This is a genomic window from Burkholderia sp. MSMB1588 (genome assembly GCF_001546925.1).
Taxonomy (GTDB): Bacteria; Pseudomonadota; Gammaproteobacteria; order Burkholderiales; family Burkholderiaceae; genus Burkholderia; species Burkholderia humptydooensis.
Genome location: NZ_LNJS01000001.1, coordinates 3,464,028 through 3,479,494, shown reverse-complemented (window position 1 = coordinate 3,479,494; position 15,467 = coordinate 3,464,028). Strand labels below are relative to the sequence as shown.

Genomic DNA, 15,467 nt, shown 5'->3' with positions numbered 1-15,467 from the left:
TCAATAAGGTTTGAAGTAGTCGAAGGGTTCGCGGCAGTCGATGCAGCGATAGAGCGCCTTGCATGCGGTCGACGCGAACTGCGCGAGCCGCTCGGTGTGCGCGGAGCCGCAGCGCGGGCAGACGGGCACGGCGGGCGCGGCGGGCACGGCGGGCGGCTTCGGCGCGAAGCGGACGAGGCGCGGCGCCGCGGCGTCTGCGCCGCCCGCCCTGCCGCATGAGCCGGCGGGCGGCGCGATGCCGTACGCGCGGAGCTTCTCGCGGGCGTCGGCGGTGATCCAGTCGGTCGTCCATGCGGGCGCGAGCACGGTCACGATCCGGTGCGGCGCGATGCCCGCCTGCCGGAGCGCGGCGTCGATGTCTTCGGCGATCTGCTGCATCGCCGGGCAGCCGGAGTAAGTCGGCGTGATCACGACTTCGAGGGCGCCGTCGGCGGCGCGCCGCACGTCGCGCAGGATGCCGAGCTCGCGGATCGACACGACCGGGATCTCCGGATCGGGCACCGCTTCGAGCGCGTTCCACGCTCGTTCGACGAGCCGATCGTCGCCGGGCGCGGCGGCGCGGCCGTCGCCGGGGCGCTGGCCCGGACGGTTGCCGGCGGCGGCCGGCTGGCCGAGGGCGGGTGCGGGGAGGGCGGACATCGTCTGGCTCCGTCGTTCGTCGTGCTCGGGCTTACCAGCTCGCGCCGGGGTGCTGGCGCGCGACGCTCTGCAGCTCGGCGAGCAGATAGCCCATGTGCTCCGAGTGCTCGCCGCGCTTGCCGGTCGGCACGTACTGGCCGGCCGTGGGCAGCGCGAGCGTCGCCTCGGCGAGCGCCGCCTCGATATCGGCGCGCCACGCCGGCTCGATCGACGCGCTCGCCGGGCCGATGCCGGCCGCGGCTGCCGCGTCGTCGATCGCATCTGTCGCGAAGAATTCGCTCGTGTACGGCATCAGATAGTCGAGTGCGGCCTGCGCGCGGCGATGCGATTCGTCGGTGCCGTCGCCGAAGCGGATCAGCCATTCGCGCGCGTGGTGCTCGTGATAGCGCGTTTCCTTCACCGATTTCGCCGCGATCGCTGCGAGCTGTGCGTCGCCCGACGTCTCGAGCGCGGTCCACGCGTGCAGCATCAGCGTCGCATAGAGGAAATTGCGCACGACGGTCACCGCGTAGTCGAGCTCGGCGTGCGCGGTGCCGCAGAGCGGGCCGTAGTGCGGCAGCTCGACGAATGTGTAGTTCGCGAATTCTCGCTCGGTGCGGAAGTACGCGTAGTCGTCCTCGGTCCGCGCGGCGCCGGTGAGCTGCCGCTCGAGCTCGGCCGCGTGCGAATACAGCAGGCGCGCCTGGCCGATCAGGTCGAGGCTCATGTTCGTGAGCGCGATGTCTTCCTCGAGCACCGGGCCGTGCCCGCACCATTCGGCGTTGCGCTGACCGAGGATCAGCGCGTTGTCGGCGAGGCGCAGCACGTACGCGAGATGTTGTGGGGTCGTCGTCATGGCGTGCCGCTCACATGTGGTTGACTTCGTCGGGCAGCGTGTAGAACGTCGGATGGCGATAGATCTTGTCGCCCGCCGGCTCGAACATCTCGGCCTTCTCATTCGGATCGGACGCGGTGATCGCCGCCGACGGCACGACCCAGATGCTCACGCCTTCCTGGCGGCGCGTGTAGACATCGCGCGCCATGCGCAGCGCCATCGACGCGTCGGCCGCGTGCAGGCTTCCGCAGTGCTTGTGGTCGAGCCCCTGCTTGCTGCGCACGAAGACTTCCCAGATTGGCCATTCCTTGTTCATCGCTTTCTCCTGAATCTCCTGAATACGGATCGCGGCGGCCGCGCTTTTCGCGCGCCATGCCGGTCATGCCGCTTGTTGCTGCGCGCGGCGGCGGCGCTTTTCCTCGTGCGCGAGCGCGGCTTCGCGAACCCACGCGCCGTTCTCGTGCGCCTTCACGCGGGTGGCGAGGCGCTCCTTGTTGCATGGGCCGTCGCCGTTGACGACGCGCCGGAATTCGTCCCAATCGAGCGCGCCGTAGTCGAAATGGCCGCGCGCGTCGTTCCACTTGAGGTCCGGATCGGGCAGCGTGACGCCGAGCACCTTCGCCTGCTCGACTATCGCGTCGACGAACTTCTGTCGAAGATCGTCGTTCGAGATCCGCTTGATCCCCCATTTGGCCGACTGGTTGCTATGGACGGAATCGGCGTCGGGCGGGCCGAACATCATCAGCACGGGCCACCACCAGCGGTTCACTGCGTCCTGCACCATCGCGCGCTGCGCGCCGGTGCCCTTCATCATCGCGAGCAGCGCGTCGAAGCCTTGCCGCTGATGGAACGATTCCTCCTTGCAGACGCGGATCATCGCGCGCGCATACGGGCCATACGTGCAGCGGCAGAGGGGGATCTGGTTCATGATCGCGGCGCCGTCGACGAGCCAGCCGATCACGCCGACGTCCGCCCACGTGAGGGTCGGGTAATTGAAGATGCTCGAGTACTTGGCCTTGCCGGCGTGAAGCGCGTCGATCAGCGCGTCGCGCGACACGCCGAGCGTTTCCACGGCGCTATAGAGATAGAGGCCGTGACCGGCTTCGTCCTGGACCTTCGCGAGCAGGATCGCCTTGCGTTTGAGGCTGGGCGCGCGCGTGATCCAGTTGCCTTCCGGCAGCATGCCGACGACTTCCGAGTGCGCGTGCTGCGAAATCTGCCGCACGAGCGTCTTGCGGTACGCGTCGGGCATCCAGTCCTGCGGTTCGATCTTGCCGTCGGCGGCGATGACGGCATCGAATCCGGCCTGTTCGGGCGAATCGGCGGCGGCATCGAGTGGCGCGACGCTGCCGGGGATGTCGAGGGATTGCGTGTACATGGCGATGTTCTCGTCCAGGTGGAATGTTCACGCAGTATAAATCAACCGACCGGTCGGTTAATAGATCATTTTAGCGGATGGGCGAGATTCGCAGTTGGGGCGACGACGATTTGCCGCGGACGCGACGGTTGTGCCGCGCATGAGCGAGCCGTGCGTGCTTTGGGGCGGATGGCTGGCCCCCATCTCCGGAATCCGGATTCGCCAGACAGATAGATAGACTTACTGTCGACGACCGACGATTGGAAATTGGCGATCACCGAGAAGTAGGAGTGGCGAACCGAAAGCAGAGAGCCGCTCCGACAAGCAGCGTCGACAACCGCGTTCCCGCGACCGAACGGAGCGTACAAACCGAGTTCAGGCAAAATCCGAAGCTTTGCCGTGAGGAGTATCGAATGACGTTCCGACGTTGGCTCTCCGCTCTTTCGTGCTGTTTCGCGCTGGCTGCATCGCCGACGGCGAGTGCCGCGCAGGCCGACGCGTCGGCGCAGCCGACGCGCTGGGTCGCGTCCTGGGCGACGGCGCTGCAGCCGATCCCGGATCTCGCTGCGCCGCCGCCGTTGTACCGCGCGCCGGACGTCGCGGGCCGTACGATCCGCCAGATCGTCTATCCGACGCTCGCGGGCGGGGCGATCCGCGTCCGCGTAAGCAACGCGTACGGCAAGACGCCGCTCGTGATCGACGAGATGAGCATCGGCCGGACGACGGGCGGTGCGGCGGTCGCGGCGGGCAGCTCGACGACGGTGACTTTCGGCGGCCGTCGCGAGATGGAAGTGCCGCCCGGGCAGGAGCGGGAAAGCGATCCCGTTGCATACGACGTGACGGCTGGCGAGCCGTACACGCTCAGCCTATATATGGGAGATCACCAGACGATGACCGTCTGGCACCGCGTGTCGAATCAGGTCAATTACGTGTCGACGCCGGGTAACCACACGAGTGACGCTGCACCCGACGCATTCCGGACGCGCTTCACGCAATCCGCATGGATCGCCGAGTTGGCGGTGGAGGCGCCGCGGTCGGGCGCGGCGACGATCGCGGCCGTCGGCGATTCGATCACCGACGGCTTGCGCTCGAGTCTGAACCGCAATCGCCGCTGGCCGGACGCGCTGGCGGCCCGGCTCGAACGCGCAGGCGCGCGCGACATTGGCGTGGTGAATCTCGGCATCAGCGGGAACCGGCTGCTGAGCGATTCGCGCTGTTACGGCGTCGCGCTCGAGCGCCGCTTCGAGCGCGACGTGCTGACGCGCGCCGGCGTGAAGGCCGCGGTGCTGCTGATCGGCATCAACGACATCAATTTCGCGGCGATGCCCGCACGTTCGGGGCTCGATTGTGACGCGCCGCATACGCAGGTCGACGCGCAATCGTTGATCAGAGGCTACCGCCGCGTGATTGCGGCTGCGCATGCGCGCGGCATCGCGGTATTCGGCGCGACGCTGACGCCGGCGTCGTTGCCTCCGGCGCGCGAAGCGATCCGCCGCGAGGTCAACGAGTGGATTCGAACCTCGGGCGCGTTCGACGGCGTCGTGGACTTCGACGCTGCGCTGCGCGATCCGGCGAAGCCGTCGGAATTGCTGCGCCGCTATAACAGCGGAGACGACATCCATCCGAGCGACGAAGGGTATGCGGCGATGGCCGACGCGGTGCCGCTGGACCGGTTGGTGGCTGCGGCCGGGCGCCGCTGAACGCGCGGCGTGGACGTGGCATGCGGCGGCCACGCAAGAAATTTTACGGGACCCTCAAAAAGAGCTTGCGCGGGGGAGGGGATGTGCATAGAATCACGCCTCTTTCGCGCTACGGCGAACGCGGCGCGAAGGGGGGAGTGGGAAGTCTTGAGCTCGGGCAGTACGGTCGACCGCGAGGACGAACGGGAGCGCGAGACGGCGATGACGAGGTTTCGGTGGCGCGGAGGTAAAAAAGTTGTTGACGCGCTGCGAATAAGTGATCATAATCTCATTTCTCTGCTGCTGACAACGCAGCGCTGCTGAGAAGACGGTGGCAAGTAGTGAAATCTTCTCGCAGATATGCTCTTTAACAATGAACAGCCGATAAGTGTGGGCGCTTGATGTGGCGGACGATCTTCGGATCGCGAGCAAAAGTATCAAGAGTCTCACACTAAAGTAAGTCAGGTTTGTGAAGCAATTCACGACCTGTCAGCTTTGAGTGAGCGACCGGTTGGAAACAACCGAAAACAGTAACGGGCATTGAACTGAAGAGTTTGATCCTGGCTCAGATTGAACGCTGGCGGCATGCCTTACACATGCAAGTCGAACGGCAGCGCGGACTTCGGTCTGGCGGCGAGTGGCGAACGGGTGAGTAATACATCGGAACATGTCCTGTAGTGGGGGATAGCCCGGCGAAAGCCGGATTAATACCGCATACGATCTGAGGATGAAAGCGGGGGACCTTCGGGCCTCGCGCTATAGGGTTGGCCGATGGCTGATTAGCTAGTTGGTGGGGTAAAGGCCTACCAAGGCGACGATCAGTAGCTGGTCTGAGAGGACGACCAGCCACACTGGGACTGAGACACGGCCCAGACTCCTACGGGAGGCAGCAGTGGGGAATTTTGGACAATGGGCGCAAGCCTGATCCAGCAATGCCGCGTGTGTGAAGAAGGCCTTCGGGTTGTAAAGCACTTTTGTCCGGAAAGAAATCATTCTGGCGAATAACCGGGGTGGATGACGGTACCGGAAGAATAAGCACCGGCTAACTACGTGCCAGCAGCCGCGGTAATACGTAGGGTGCGAGCGTTAATCGGAATTACTGGGCGTAAAGCGTGCGCAGGCGGTTCGCTAAGACCGATGTGAAATCCCCGGGCTCAACCTGGGAACTGCATTGGTGACTGGCGGGCTAGAGTATGGCAGAGGGGGGTAGAATTCCACGTGTAGCAGTGAAATGCGTAGAGATGTGGAGGAATACCGATGGCGAAGGCAGCCCCCTGGGCCAATACTGACGCTCATGCACGAAAGCGTGGGGAGCAAACAGGATTAGATACCCTGGTAGTCCACGCCCTAAACGATGTCAACTAGTTGTTGGGGATTCATTTCCTTAGTAACGTAGCTAACGCGTGAAGTTGACCGCCTGGGGAGTACGGTCGCAAGATTAAAACTCAAAGGAATTGACGGGGACCCGCACAAGCGGTGGATGATGTGGATTAATTCGATGCAACGCGAAAAACCTTACCTACCCTTGACATGGTCGGAATCCTGCTGAGAGGCGGGAGTGCTCGAAAGAGAACCGGCGCACAGGTGCTGCATGGCTGTCGTCAGCTCGTGTCGTGAGATGTTGGGTTAAGTCCCGCAACGAGCGCAACCCTTGTCCTTAGTTGCTACGCAAGAGCACTCTAAGGAGACTGCCGGTGACAAACCGGAGGAAGGTGGGGATGACGTCAAGTCCTCATGGCCCTTATGGGTAGGGCTTCACACGTCATACAATGGTCGGAACAGAGGGTCGCCAACCCGCGAGGGGGAGCCAATCCCAGAAAACCGATCGTAGTCCGGATTGCACTCTGCAACTCGAGTGCATGAAGCTGGAATCGCTAGTAATCGCGGATCAGCATGCCGCGGTGAATACGTTCCCGGGTCTTGTACACACCGCCCGTCACACCATGGGAGTGGGTTTTACCAGAAGTGGCTAGTCTAACCGCAAGGAGGACGGTCACCACGGTAGGATTCATGACTGGGGTGAAGTCGTAACAAGGTAGCCGTATCGGAAGGTGCGGCTGGATCACCTCCTTTCTCGAGCTTAAATCCGCGAAGTTGAGCGCTCACGCTTATCGGCTGTAAATCAGGACAGACTCAGGGGTCTGTAGCTCAGTCGGTTAGAGCACCGTCTTGATAAGGCGGGGGTCGTTGGTTCGAATCCAACCAGACCCACCAATTGTCTGGCGAGAAGGGAACCTGAGTGTCTCTGTACGGGGGGCATAGCTCAGCTGGGAGAGCACCTGCTTTGCAAGCAGGGGGTCGTCGGTTCGATCCCGTCTGCCTCCACCACAATCTTCAATGGCAAGCGTTCGACTTGAGTCGAATCTTTGTCCTTGGCGATTGAGCCAGTCAGAGTGATGCAGGCAACTGTATCGGCTGTCGTTCTTTAACAATCTGGAAGAAGTAAGTAATTTGGATAGCGGAAGCGTCTTTGAGATGGACGTGGAAGTTATCCGGGTTGTGATTGTATCGATGTATCTCAAGATGATTCGAACTTCATGTTCGGCTCCCTACGGGAGTGGGACCAGAGTAAGCGCTAAAGCGCTAACACTGGTCGACATCAAATTGGAATACGGCACAACGCGAGAACTCAACCTGTAGCGGCTGTCATCCCCATTCGGGGATGGGGCCATCGTAAGTGCTAAAGCGCTAACGATGGCCGACATGAGACAGACTCGTTATAGGGTCAAGCGAACAAGTGCATGTGGTGGATGCCTTGGCGATCACAGGCGATGAAGGACGCGGTAGCCTGCGAAAAGCTACGGGGAGCTGGCAAACGAGCTTTGATCCGTAGATGTCCGAATGGGGAAACCCACTCCTTTTGGAGTATCCATGACTGAATACATAGGTCATGTGAGGCGAACGCGGTGAACTGAAACATCTAAGTAACCGCAGGAAAAGAAATCAACCGAGATTCCCAAAGTAGTGGCGAGCGAAATGGGAAGAGCCTGTACTCTTTATTTGTATTGTTAGCCGAACGCTCTGGAAAGTGCGGCCATAGCAGGTGATAGCCCTGTAGGCGAAAACAGTATGAAAGAACTAGGTGTACGACAAGTAGGGCGGGACACGTGAAATCCTGTCTGAAGATGGGGGGACCATCCTCCAAGGCTAAATACTCGTGATCGACCGATAGTGAACCAGTACCGTGAGGGAAAGGCGAAAAGAACCCCGGGAGGGGAGTGAAATAGATCCTGAAACCGCATGCATACAAACAGTCGGAGCCTCTTCGGGGGTGACGGCGTACCTTTTGTATAATGGGTCAGCGACTTACGTTCAGTAGCAAGCTTAACCGAATAGGGCAGGCGTAGCGAAAGCGAGTCCGAATAGGGCGTTCAGTTGCTGGGCGTAGACCCGAAACCAGGTGATCTATCCATGGCCAGGATGAAGGTGCGGTAACACGTACTGGAGGTCCGAACCCACTAACGTTGAAAAGTTAGGGGATGAGCTGTGGATAGGGGTGAAAGGCTAAACAAACCTGGAAATAGCTGGTTCTCTCCGAAAACTATTTAGGTAGTGCCTCGTGTCTCACCTTCGGGGGTAGAGCACTGTCATGGTTGGGGGGTCTATTGCAGATTACCCCGCCATAGCAAACTCCGAATACCGAAGAGTGCAATCACGGGAGACAGACATCGGGTGCTAACGTCCGGTGTCAAGAGGGAAACAACCCAGACCGCCAGCTAAGGTCCCCAAATATGGCTAAGTGGGAAACGAAGTGGGAAGGCTAAAACAGTCAGGAGGTTGGCTTAGAAGCAGCCACCCTTTAAAGAAAGCGTAATAGCTCACTGATCGAGTCGTCCTGCGCGGAAGATGTAACGGGGCTAAGCCATATACCGAAGCTGCGGATGCGTGCTTGCACGCATGGTAGGAGAGCGTTCCGTAAGCCTGCGAAGGTGCACTGTAAGGTGTGCTGGAGGTATCGGAAGTGCGAATGCTGACATGAGTAGCGATAAAGGGGGTGAAAGGCCCCCTCGCCGTAAGCCCAAGGTTTCCTACGCAACGTTCATCGGCGTAGGGTGAGTCGGCCCCTAAGGCGAGGCAGAAATGCGTAGCTGATGGGAAGCAGGTCAATATTCCTGCACCGTCGTTAGATGCGATGGGGGGACGGATCGCGGAAGGTTGTCCGGGTGTTGGAAGTCCCGGTCGCTGCATTGGAGAAGGCGCTTAGGCAAATCCGGGCGCAGGATTCAAGGGTGTGGCGCGAGCTCCTTCGGGAGCGAAGCAATTGGAAGTGGTTCCAAGAAAAGCCTCTAAGCTTCAGTCTAACGATGACCGTACCGCAAACCGACACAGGTGGGCGAGATGAGTATTCTAAGGCGCTTGAGAGAACTCGGGAGAAGGAACTCGGCAAATTGGTACCGTAACTTCGGGATAAGGTACGCCCTGGTAGCTTGATGCGCCTGCGCGCAGAGGGTGAAGGGGTTGCAATAAACTGGTGGCTGCGACTGTTTAATAAAAACACAGCACTCTGCAAACACGAAAGTGGACGTATAGGGTGTGACGCCTGCCCGGTGCCGGAAGATTAAATGATGGGGTGCAAGCTCTTGATTGAAGTCCCGGTAAACGGCGGCCGTAACTATAACGGTCCTAAGGTAGCGAAATTCCTTGTCGGGTAAGTTCCGACCTGCACGAATGGCGTAACGATGGCCACACTGTCTCCTCCCGAGACTCAGCGAAGTTGAAGTGTTTGTGATGATGCAATCTACCCGCGGCTAGACGGAAAGACCCCATGAACCTTTACTGTAGCTTTGCATTGGACTTTGAACCGATCTGTGTAGGATAGGTGGGAGGCTATGAAACCGGAACGCTAGTTTCGGTGGAGCCGTCCTTGAAATACCACCCTGGTTTGTTTGAGGTTCTAACCTTGGCCCGTGATCCGGGTCGGGGACAGTGCATGGTAGGCAGTTTGACTGGGGCGGTCTCCTCCCAAAGCGTAACGGAGGAGTACGAAGGTACGCTAGGTACGGTCGGAAATCGTGCTGATAGTGCAATGGCATAAGCGTGCTTAACTGCGAGACCGACAAGTCGAGCAGGTGCGAAAGCAGGTCATAGTGATCCGGTGGTTCTGTATGGAAGGGCCATCGCTCAACGGATAAAAGGTACTCTGGGGATAACAGGCTGATACCGCCCAAGAGTTCATATCGACGGCGGTGTTTGGCACCTCGATGTCGGCTCATCTCATCCTGGGGCTGTAGCCGGTCCCAAGGGTATGGCTGTTCGCCATTTAAAGAGGTACGTGAGCTGGGTTTAAAACGTCGTGAGACAGTTTGGTCCCTATCTGCCGTGGGCGTTGGAAGTTTGAAGGGGGCTGCTCCTAGTACGAGAGGACCGGAGTGGACGAACCTCTGGTGTACCGGTTGTGACGCCAGTCGCATCGCCGGGTAGCTATGTTCGGAAGAGATAACCGCTGAAAGCATCTAAGCGGGAAACTCGCCTTAAGATGAGACTTCCCCGGGGACTTGATCCCCTTGAAGGGTCGTTCGAGACCAGGACGTTGATAGGTCGGGTGTGTAAGCGCAGTAATGCGTTCAGCTAACCGATACTAATTGCCCGTAAGGCTTGATCCTATAACAAGTCTGTCTCGATAGCCGTTAGCGCTTCAGCGCTTACGGATATCGAGCGTCGAGTGCAAGGCACTCGACGTACAGCGGTTGAAGTACCGCGTATGTGTGAGATGCAACCTCACAACCCAAGATTACTGCTTCTTCCAAGATTGGTTGCGCTGCGAAGCAACGCAACAACCCTCTTTGCCTGATGACCATAGCGAGTCGGTCCCACCCCTTCCCATCCCGAACAGGACCGTGAAACGACTCCACGCCGATGATAGTGCGGATCCCCGTGTGAAAGTAGGTAATCGTCAGGCTCCTCCTCTTGAAACCCCCGCCCCTCACAGGCGGGGGTTTCGCCTTTTACCCCCCCACCTCAACAAAAACAACGCGCGCATTGCGCTCTCTCATCACTCCTCACGCCAGCCTTGTGTTCGTCCGGATTCGAGCATCGGCTGGCGAATGTCGATCGTAAGCGCCCGGCAAAGGCGCCTTGAAGCGCAGGAGTTCTGACGCGAGCATCGTGTCCATTAACAACTTTTAATGGACAGGTGTACACGATGGAAGAACTCGCAGCGAATCCCGAAGTCGCCGTGCAGCCGGTGCGCCGCCGCCGGCATAGCAAAGAATTCAAGGCGGAAGTGATGCGTGCGGCGATGCAGCCGCACGTATCAATCGCAGCGGTGGCGCTGCACTATCGTCTCAATGCCAATTTGGTCCGCACGTGGATCACCCGGCAAGCCAAGTGCCAAGGCGGTGCACAAGCCAGTCATTCAACCGATGCGTCGCCTGCGGAATTTGTTCCGCTACAGCTCGCGGCGCCGCCGAGCACAGCACCGGCATCTGCGCAATCGAGGTGGAAGTGCGCCGTGGGGCAACGACGATCACGGTGCGTTGGCCGTTGTCGGCCGCCGGCGACTGCAGCGCGTGGCTGCAAGGCTGGCTGCGGTGATTCGCATCGAGGCGATTTGGCTGGCGACCGAACCGCTGGATATGCGCGCCGGCACGGAGACGATCCTCGCGCGTGTCGTCAAGGTCTTCGGCTCGGCGCGCCCGCATCACGCGTACTTGTTCGCCAACAAGAACTCGACACGGATGAAGGTGCTCGTCTATGACGGCTTGGGTATCTGGCTGGCCGCTCGGCGCCTGAACAAGGGGCGGTTCGTCTGGACGAATGGGGATCTGATGATCGCCACCGCGCTCAACCCCGAGCAATTGCAGGCGCTGGTGATGGGGCTGCCCTGGAGCACGCTCGCCCACGATCACGCGATCACGGTCATGTAATGTCCCTAAAGCCGTAAACCGGCTTGCTTCCGCGGCGCGGTGGGTTCTGGCAGACTGCCCGCATGAACCTACCCGCCAATCTCGACGCCATGAGCCCCGACGAGCTGCGCAAGCTGGCTGCGCAGTTGATGGCTCAGGTCGGCGAGAACGAGCGGGAACTGTACTACCGTCAGACGCGTATCGACCAGCTCACGCACGAGATTGCTACGCTCAGGCGCCTGCATTTCGGCAAGCGCAGCGAGCAACTGAACGTCGAGCAGATGAGCTTGCTGAACGAGGCCATCGACGCCGACCTGGCTGCACTGGAAATCGAACTCGAGCAGTTGCAGTCGAAGACGCCCGAGGACAAGCAGCGCCAGCAGCCGAAGCGTGCACCGTTGCCGGCACACCTGCCGCGCACCGACGTCCACCATGAACCCGACGATATCACGTGCGCCTGCGGTTGCCAGCGAGTGCGTATCGGCGAGGACATCAGCGAGAAGCTGGACTATACGCCGGGCGTGTTCACGGTCGAGCGTCACATCCGCGGTAAATGGGCCTGCAAGGCATGCGAGACGCTGATTCAGACACCTGTGCCGCCCCATGTGATCGACAAGGGCATTCCCACCGTCGGGTTGCTCGCCCAAGTGTTGGTCGCGAAGTACGGCGATCACTTGCCGTTGTACCGTCAAGAACGCATCTTTGAACGCGCGGGTCTTGCCATCCCCCAGTCAACGCTGGGCGAGTGGGTTGGCGTATGCGGCGTGCGATTACAGCCGCTGGTCGACGCGCTTCGCGAAGTGCTTCTGCAGCACGACGTGCTGCATGCCGACGAGACGCCGGTGCAAATGCTCGTTCCCGGCAAAGGAAAGACGCAGCGCGCGTACGTATGGGCATACGCCACCACGCAATTCTCTGACGTGCGCGCCGTCGTCTACGAGTTCGCCGATAGCCGCGCAGGCGAACATGCTCGCAAGTTCCTCGGCAACTGGCGCGGCAAGCTGGTATGTGACGATCACAGCGGCTACAAAGCCGGATTCGAGTTGGGCATCACCGAGATCGCATGTGTCGCCCATGCAAGACGCAAGTTCTTTGAGCTGCACGCCAGCAACAAGAGTGAAATCGCCGAACAGGCGCTGAAATACTTCGGCGAACTTTACGCGGTCGAGCGCGATGTTGCAGAACTCACGCCCGATCACAGACGTGAAGTGCGCCAAGAGCGCGCTCGGCCGATCGCCGATGCGTTACATCAATGGATGCTCGCCCAACGCGAACTCGTCTCCGAGGGATCGGCGATCGCCAAAGCGCTCGACTACAGCCTCAGGCGCTGGGACGCATTCACGCGTTATCTGGACGACGGGCACGTGCCCATTGATAACAACTGGTTGGAAAACCAGATCCGTCCTTGGGCCATCAGTCGGTCGAACTGGTTGTTTGCTGGTTCGTTGCGCGCCGGACAACGCGCCGCGGCGATCATGAGCCTCATTCGATCCGCCCAACTCAACGGCCATGATCCCTACGTCTATCTGAAAGACGTGCTCAATCGATTGCCGACCCATCGAGCCGACGACATCGCCGCGCTTCTACCGCATCGCTGGGCGCCTGCCGCCGTTTGATTGACCGCAAAGATGCCCGGGGATGCCTTAGCCGGGTGCTTACACAAGAACTGCGTTTTCGAGTTGAACGAGTTGTGAGCGGCCTCGCCCGCGGCTAAAGCTGCGGAAAATGAATGGCCCATCAAGGCTGAGTGCTCTTGGTAATCTGACAACCTATCTCCGCTCTCCTGTCTTTGGCGGAATGCCGGCGAACAATGCCGATCTGATCTTGAACTGAACGCGTACTCACGGCACACGATCGTTGCCGCGGAAAGAAAAGGGCGTCTCAAATTTCCGTCAAGCCTAAGCATTCGGAATGCTTCCGTGATCGATTTGCCGAAGGCTGACGGGCACGATCGCATGAAGACAATCGAATCACCAGTTCGCGCGAGCGACAACAAATGAAGATGCCGCGCCGTCTCCGAATTGCCTCCGGCAACCTCGACGTGACCGAGGACATCGCCTGGCAACCCGCTGCGCGACCCAGGTTCGAGTGTCGCAGAGCTATTGCGCGTTGAACGTCGCTCATCTGCGCCATGAAACTGTGTGCTGACATCCCTGATCAACCCTGCTAGCGACGATTCGCATTCGGGGCCGGATCTTTGATTCGAGCTTCGCATCCCCGGTGACTTCTTTTTTCGCGCACGGCCGCCGTTTGGCACTTGGCGGCGTTCCTCCAACACCGTATGATTCAGGACTTCCATTTTCCGGCGCGTTTTCACCGGGCAGACGGAAGCGACGAAAGGAAAGGTGGTACCAGACGTCCCGTTCGATTCAGTAGCGCACAAGCTTGGCCCTGTTGCCGAGGAGATGACAACTGAAAAGCGGCGGCGCAGATCGGACGACGTCAGCGCGGTCGAAGAAGACGCAAAATAATTTCAACGAAGCGCTTGACACGAATTCGATGTACCCCCATAATCGTCAGTTCTCTACGGAGGGGTGCCCGAGTGGCTAAAGGGGGCAGACTGTAAATCTGTTGGCTTACGCCTACGTTGGTTCGAATCCAACCTCCTCCACCAAGACATAGCACGGAGCGGTACAGGGATTGTTGCTGGCCCTTGCGGGTGTAGCTCAATGGTAGAGCAGAAGCCTTCCAAGCTTACGACGAGGGTTCGATTCCCTTCACCCGCTCCAGTCCAGGCAGTTGAGGCATAAAGCGCCCATGTGGCTCAGTGGTAGAGCACTCCCTTGGTAAGGGAGAGGTCGGCAGTTCGATCCTGCCCATGGGCACCAGCAGGTAGTCAGTGTCTGTTTGCGCGCGGCGCAACATGTGAAATTCCTTTCGGGAGTTGAAAATGGCCAAGGAAAAGTTTGAGCGGACCAAGCCGCACGTGAACGTTGGTACGATTGGTCACGTTGACCACGGCAAGACGACGCTGACGGCAGCGATCGCGACGGTGCTGTCGGCGAAGTTCGGCGGCGAGGCGAAGAAGTACGACGAAATCGACGCGGCGCCGGAAGAAAAGGCGCGCGGCATCACGATCAACACGGCGCACATCGAGTACGAAACGGCGAACCGCCACTACGCGCACGTCGACTGCCCGGGCCACGCCGACTACGTGAAGAACATGATCACGGGCGCCGCGCAGATGGACGGCGCGATCCTGGTGTGCTCGGCCGCGGACGGCCCGATGCCGCAAACGCGTGAGCACATCCTGCTGGCGCGTCAGGTCGGCGTGCCGTACATCATCGTGTTCCTGAACAAGTGCGACATGGTGGACGACGCCGAGCTGCTCGAGCTGGTCGAAATGGAAGTGCGCGAACTGCTGTCGAAGTATGACTTCCCGGGCGACGACACGCCGATCATCAAGGGTTCGGCGAAGCTGGCGCTGGAAGGCGACAAGGGCGAGCTGGGCGAAGTGGCGATCATGAACCTGGCGGACGCGCTGGACACGTACATCCCGACGCCGGAGCGCGCGGTCGACGGTGCGTTCCTGATGCCGGTGGAAGACGTGTTCTCGATCTCGGGTCGCGGCACGGTGGTGACGGGGCGCGTCGAGCGTGGCGTGATCAAGGTCGGTGAGGAAATCGAAATCGTCGGCATCAAGCCGACGGCGAAGACGACCTGCACGGGCGTGGAAATGTTCCGCAAGCTGCTGGACCAGGGTCAGGCGGGCGACAACGTCGGTATCCTGCTGCGCGGCACGAAGCGCGAAGACGTGGAGCGCGGCCAGGTGCTGGCGAAGCCGGGTTCGATCACGCCGCACACGCACTTCACGGCTGAAGTGTACGTGCTGAGCAAGGACGAAGGCGGCCGTCACACGCCGTTCTTCAACAACTACCGTCCGCAGTTCTACTTCCGCACGACGGACGTGACGGGCTCGATCGAGCTGCCGAAGGACAAGGAAATGGTGATGCCGGGCGACAACGTGTCGATCACGGTGAAGCTGATTGCGCCGATCGCGATGGAAGAAGGTCTGCGCTTCGCCATCCGTGAAGGCGGCCGTACCGTCGGCGCCGGCGTCGTCGCCAAGATCATCGAGTAAGCCAGTTACTCGCTGATCGACAGTTTGGGGATCGGCGTTAGCCGATCCCAAC

The 15,467-nt window shown here is 60.3% G+C and carries 8 protein-coding genes, 5 tRNA genes, 3 rRNA genes and 1 pseudogene; 13 read left to right on the top strand and 4 right to left on the bottom strand.

Annotated elements, in window-relative coordinates:
- The 4 genes from paaD to paaA form a co-directional block, all read right to left on the bottom strand.
- Positions 1 to 639 carry a 1,2-phenylacetyl-CoA epoxidase subunit PaaD gene (gene paaD, locus WS92_RS27685; protein ID WP_059931994.1) on the bottom strand — a complete coding sequence of 213 codons (639 nt, stop codon included), beginning with the start codon at positions 637 to 639 and terminating at the stop codon, positions 1 to 3.
- Between the two features lie 31 nt (positions 640 to 670).
- Positions 671 to 1,474 (bottom strand): 1,2-phenylacetyl-CoA epoxidase subunit PaaC, encoded by an 804-nt coding sequence (paaC, locus tag WS92_RS27680; RefSeq protein WP_059931992.1) that lies wholly within the window; start codon positions 1,472 to 1,474, stop codon positions 671 to 673.
- Positions 1,475 to 1,484: 10 nt separating this feature from the next.
- A complete protein-coding gene (gene paaB / locus WS92_RS27675) occupies positions 1,485 to 1,769 on the bottom strand; it encodes a 1,2-phenylacetyl-CoA epoxidase subunit PaaB (RefSeq protein ID WP_006023751.1) in 285 nt (94 codons plus the stop codon).
- A 63-nt stretch (positions 1,770 to 1,832) separates the two neighbouring features.
- The gene (gene paaA, locus WS92_RS27670) at positions 1,833 to 2,831 is read right to left on the bottom strand and encodes a 1,2-phenylacetyl-CoA epoxidase subunit PaaA (RefSeq protein WP_015601658.1); all 999 of its coding nucleotides are present in this window, start codon (positions 2,829 to 2,831) and stop codon (positions 1,833 to 1,835) included.
- 392 nt (positions 2,832 to 3,223) lie between these two features.
- On the opposite strand from paaA, the gene WS92_RS27665 reads away from it, so the two are divergent.
- The 13 genes and pseudogenes from WS92_RS27665 to tuf all read left to right on the top strand — a co-directional run bounded on the left by WS92_RS27665 (position 3,224) and on the right by tuf (position 15,415).
- On the top strand, positions 3,224 to 4,510 hold the full coding sequence (locus WS92_RS27665) for an SGNH/GDSL hydrolase family protein (protein ID WP_059931990.1): 1,287 nt from the start codon (positions 3,224 to 3,226) through the stop codon (positions 4,508 to 4,510).
- A 521-nt stretch (positions 4,511 to 5,031) separates the two neighbouring features.
- A 16S ribosomal RNA gene (locus tag WS92_RS27655) occupies positions 5,032 to 6,562 on the top strand.
- A 64-nt stretch (positions 6,563 to 6,626) separates the two neighbouring features.
- Positions 6,627 to 6,703 (top strand) — tRNA-Ile (locus WS92_RS27650).
- 38 nt (positions 6,704 to 6,741) lie between these two features.
- Positions 6,742 to 6,817 (top strand) — tRNA-Ala (locus WS92_RS27645).
- Between the two features lie 395 nt (positions 6,818 to 7,212).
- Positions 7,213 to 10,092 (top strand): 23S ribosomal RNA (locus WS92_RS27640).
- A 183-nt stretch (positions 10,093 to 10,275) separates the two neighbouring features.
- Positions 10,276 to 10,388: ribosomal RNA gene (gene rrf, locus WS92_RS27630) — 5S ribosomal RNA — on the top strand.
- The 16S, 23S and 5S rRNA genes sit together here with 2 tRNA genes alongside, the layout of an rRNA operon.
- Positions 10,389 to 10,631: 243 nt before the next feature.
- A pseudogene (locus tag WS92_RS37315) lies at positions 10,632 to 10,781 on the top strand (transposase); the annotation flags it as partial.
- Positions 10,782 to 10,827: 46 nt separating this feature from the next.
- Complete coding sequence (gene tnpB / locus WS92_RS37025; protein WP_331457897.1) at positions 10,828 to 11,355, top strand: IS66 family insertion sequence element accessory protein TnpB; 528 nt, start codon at positions 10,828 to 10,830, stop codon at positions 11,353 to 11,355.
- Between the two features lie 62 nt (positions 11,356 to 11,417).
- Positions 11,418 to 12,950 carry an IS66 family transposase gene (locus WS92_RS27615; protein ID WP_059929090.1) on the top strand — a complete coding sequence of 511 codons (1,533 nt, stop codon included), beginning with the start codon at positions 11,418 to 11,420 and terminating at the stop codon, positions 12,948 to 12,950.
- A gap of 912 nt (positions 12,951 to 13,862) precedes the next feature.
- A tRNA-Tyr gene (locus tag WS92_RS27610) sits at positions 13,863 to 13,948 on the top strand.
- Between the two features lie 41 nt (positions 13,949 to 13,989).
- Positions 13,990 to 14,063: transfer RNA gene (locus WS92_RS27605), tRNA-Gly, on the top strand.
- Between the two features lie 24 nt (positions 14,064 to 14,087).
- Positions 14,088 to 14,162: transfer RNA gene (locus WS92_RS27600), tRNA-Thr, on the top strand.
- Between the two features lie 62 nt (positions 14,163 to 14,224).
- Positions 14,225 to 15,415 carry an elongation factor Tu gene (tuf, locus tag WS92_RS27595; RefSeq protein WP_015601108.1) on the top strand — a complete coding sequence of 397 codons (1,191 nt, stop codon included), beginning with the start codon at positions 14,225 to 14,227 and terminating at the stop codon, positions 15,413 to 15,415.
- Positions 15,416 to 15,467: the final 52 nt, after the last annotated feature.

Excerpts from the sequence above, each read along its gene's own strand:
- paaD (WP_059931994.1), bottom strand. The coding sequence starts at position 639 with ATGTCCGCCCTCCCCGCACCCGCCCTCGGCCAGCCGGCCGCCGCCGGC.
- paaC (WP_059931992.1), bottom strand. The coding sequence starts at position 1,474 with ATGACGACGACCCCACAACATCTCGCGTACGTGCTGCGCCTCGCCGAC.
- paaB (WP_006023751.1), bottom strand. The coding sequence starts at position 1,769 with ATGAACAAGGAATGGCCAATCTGGGAAGTCTTCGTGCGCAGCAAGCAG.
- paaA (WP_015601658.1), bottom strand. The coding sequence starts at position 2,831 with ATGTACACGCAATCCCTCGACATCCCCGGCAGCGTCGCGCCACTCGAT.
- WS92_RS27665 (WP_059931990.1), top strand. The coding sequence starts at position 3,224 with ATGACGTTCCGACGTTGGCTCTCCGCTCTTTCGTGCTGTTTCGCGCTG.
- WS92_RS27615 (WP_059929090.1), top strand. The coding sequence starts at position 11,418 with ATGAACCTACCCGCCAATCTCGACGCCATGAGCCCCGACGAGCTGCGC.
- tuf (WP_015601108.1), top strand. The coding sequence starts at position 14,225 with ATGGCCAAGGAAAAGTTTGAGCGGACCAAGCCGCACGTGAACGTTGGT.